Below are 3,172 nucleotides of genomic sequence, written 5' to 3'. Positions count from 1 at the left end.
GCGGCCCTCGCGGACCGGTTCGAGCGCGCCCGGCTCGCCGCCCTCCGCCAGCCGCACCGCGTACGGCGACCAGCGGCCGGGCAGCCCGGACTCCTCGCCCAGCAGGTCCAGCAGTTCACCCGGTTCGCTGCGGCCCGGCCGGGCCACCAGCGTCACCTCGGGCCGCTCGTTGTCCGCCTCCAGCAGGTCCTCGATGCCCGCGCGGCCGCCGCCGAGCGAGTCCCAGAGGGCGGAGACGATCCAGCGGGGATGCGAGTGCACCACCGCGAGATGCTCCTCGGGGTCCTCGTCGTAGGGCGGCGCGACCCGGTCCAGCCAGCCGTCGAGGTCGTCGGCGGCGACTTTGCGCAGCACGGCGTTGACGAACTTCGCCCGCCCGTCGCCGAGCACCACCCGGGCCAGCTCCACGCTGGCGCTGACCGCGGCGTGTGTGGGGATGCGGGTGCCGAGGAGCTGGTGAGCGCCGAGGCAGAGGACGTCCAGGACGGGCGGGTCGACCTCGCGCAGCGGGCGGTCGACACAGGCGGCGACGATCGCGTCGTACGTGCCCTGGCGGCGCAGCGTGCCGTAGACCAGCTCGGTGGCGAGTGCGGCGTCCCGGCCGTCGAAGCCGTCCTCCTCACGGGCCTTGCGCAGCAGCGGGGGGAGGACGAGGTTGGCGTAGGCGTCCCGCTCGTCCACGGCCCGCAGTGCCTCGAACGCGAGGATCCGGACGGGGTCCTTGCGGGGGCGGCGGTAGGGCTTGCCGGGACGGCTGCGACGGGGCTGGTCGGTCACGAGAAAGGTGCTCCGCGGGTTATGGGGCTGACCGATCCAGCCTACGCCCTGCCCGCCCGCGGGACCGCGGCCCCGGGGGCGGGAGGCAGCGGTCCCGCGGGCGGGCCCCGTTCACTGCGCGGACTGCCGCAGGGCGTCCCCCCAACCGCCCTGGATCATGGTCTGGAAGAACCACGAGCCGCCGCGCTTCACCAGGACGTCGGCATACCGCATGGCCTCGGTGTGGCCGCCGGCCGTCATCGTCGCCTCGGTGACGACGACCGCCAGCTCGGCGGTCAGGAAGTGCGGTGTGCGCACCGACTCGAAGGTGATCCCGCCGTCGCCGGCGCCGCCCAGCACCTCGCTCATGGTGCGGGTGAAGCGTTCACGGCTCCACTGGTCGGCCAGCCCGTCCCCGGCCGAGTCCGAGGTGACGACGTTGAGCGGGAACACCGCCATGTCGGCCATGCTCTCGACCTCGCCGGCGGCGCTGAGCGCGTCGTACCGCGCGAACCACTCCTCGATGCCCCGGCGGTCCTCGTCGCTCGGCGTGAAGCCGACGCCCGCCGCCGGCACCGTCTGCTGTTCCGTCATCCGGTTCTCCCCGTCCCCTCGAAGTCTTCTGCGTCGCCGCGGGCGCCGCCCGGAAGCGTCCGGGCAGGGCCCAGCGCCTGGGCGGCGGCGCCCGGTGCCCGGGCAGCGCCCGAGCGGCATACTCGGACAACAGCCCAGTCTAATCAAATTTGATTACTGGTTTCCGAGCCTACTGCCCCGGGATCACCGGAGCAACAGGATTACGGTCTCTCAGCCCAGCTTCTCGTCGGCGCCGATCCGCACACCCCGGGCCCAGTCGGCCGCCCGCATCGGCTTCTTGCCCTGCGGCTGCACCCACTGCAGCTCCACGGCGTGTGACCCCGTACCGGCGTACACCGCGTTCTTCCCGGCCGCCGGCACACCCGGGGCGAGATCCGTGCGGTCCGGCAGCGGCGCGACCGACATGACCTTCAGCCGCTCGCCCCGGAACCGGGTCCACGCCCCCGGCGACGGGGAGCAGCCCCGCACGACCCGGTCGACCCGGAGCGCGGGCGCGGACCAGTCGATCTCCGCGTCCTCGACACGGATCTTGGGGGCGAGGGTGACCCCCTCGGCGGGCTGGGGCACGGGGCGCAGCGAACCGTCCTCGATGCCGTCCATCGTCGCGGCCAGCAGCCCGGAACCCGCGAACGCCAGCCGCGTCAGCAGGTCACCGCTGGTGTCCGTGGGCCGCACCGCCTCGGTGACCACGCCGTACACCGGCCCCGAGTCCAGGCCCTCCTCGATCAGGAACGTCGAGGCGCCCGTCATCTCGTCCCCGGCCAGCACCGCGTGCTGCACCGGGGCGGCGCCGCGCCACGCGGGGAGCAGCGAGAAGTGCAGGTTGACCCAGCCGTGCACCGGGATGTCGAGGGCGGCCCGGGGCAGCAGCGCGCCGTAGGCGACGACCGGGCAGCAGTCCGGCGCGATCTCCCGCAGCCGGGCGAGGAAGTCCTCCTCCCGCGGCCGGGCCGGCTTGAGCACCTCCATTCCCGCCTCCTCCGCCCGCTGCGCCACCGGGCTCGCCACCAGCCGCCGGCCGCGGCCCGCGGGCGCGTCCGGCCGGGTGACCACGGCCGCGACCTCGTGCCGGTCCGACGCGATCAGGGCGTCCAGGGAGGGGACGGCGACCTCGGGGGTGCCGGCGAAGACGAGCTTCATCGCGGATGCGCTGCCTCTCGGAAGGGTCGGCTGCCAGGCCGCGGACGCGGACCTGGGGGAATCCGGTCCTCCGCCGGGCGCACCGGGCGTGCGGGAGCCGGGGCTCGGAGGCGCACGGAGCGCACCAGTCTATGGCCACGGGGTCGCGGACACCGGTCGCAGGGGGCGTACGTGCGGCCGCGCGCCCCCCGTTCCGGCCCGTACCGTGCCGACAGCGTGACCAGCGGGGCCGTCGGGCGTTGGTCAAGGGAGATTGACCACCATGAGGGCCGCTCCCCGGCCCCTCCTTCGCAACGCCGGTTCGAGAGGCTTGTTCATGGCCGACCACTCCACGCACGACACCCAGGCCCGGGCCAGCCTGCACCTGCTGGTGCGGGACATCGAGCGGGTCCGCCGGCAGGTGGACGCGCTGCGGACGCTCACCGCCCAGCTGGGCAACGTCTACCGCCCGCGCCGCGGCACGCCGTCCGCGGGCTTCGTCGTGTACGGCAGAGCACCGGCCCCCACCGTCCGGCTCGCCCAGGAGCTGCGGGACAGCGTCGAGACGCTGGTGACGGCGGCGGTCGAGTTCGACCGGTCGCTGGGCTTCTCCTGGGACGCCGTGGGCTCCGCGCTCGGCGTCACCAAGCAGGCGGTGCACCGCCGTTACGGCGGCGCCCGGCGGGCCGCGGCGCGCGGTGTC

3 protein-coding genes and 1 pseudogene are annotated in these 3,172 nt (G+C 74.7%); 1 reads left to right on the top strand and 3 read right to left on the bottom strand.

Annotated features, from left to right (window positions below):
- The 3 genes from GCU69_RS07275 to fmt all read right to left on the bottom strand — a co-directional run.
- A partial coding sequence (locus GCU69_RS07275; protein WP_328629982.1) for a transcription antitermination factor NusB occupies positions 1-777 on the bottom strand: 777 nt, incomplete at its 3' end.
- Between the two features lie 111 nt (positions 778-888).
- Positions 889-1,350 carry a nuclear transport factor 2 family protein gene (locus GCU69_RS07270; protein WP_156205449.1) on the bottom strand — a complete coding sequence of 154 codons (462 nt, stop codon included), beginning with the start codon at positions 1,348-1,350 and terminating at the stop codon, positions 889-891.
- Between the two features lie 210 nt (positions 1,351-1,560).
- Positions 1,561-2,490: a methionyl-tRNA formyltransferase gene (gene fmt / locus GCU69_RS07265; protein WP_156205448.1), complete on the bottom strand. Its 930-nt coding sequence runs from the start codon at positions 2,488-2,490 to the stop codon at positions 1,561-1,563.
- A 316-nt stretch (positions 2,491-2,806) separates the two neighbouring features.
- Between fmt and GCU69_RS07260 the strand changes: the two are divergent.
- Positions 2,807-3,172 (top strand): annotated as a pseudogene (locus GCU69_RS07260) (hypothetical protein); the annotation flags it as partial.

It is taken from the genome of Streptomyces lycii (assembly GCF_009735685.1).
GTDB classification, from domain to species: Bacteria; Actinomycetota; Actinomycetes; order Streptomycetales; family Streptomycetaceae; genus Streptomyces; species Streptomyces lycii.
This window is presented reverse-complemented; position numbering and strand designations above follow the sequence as displayed.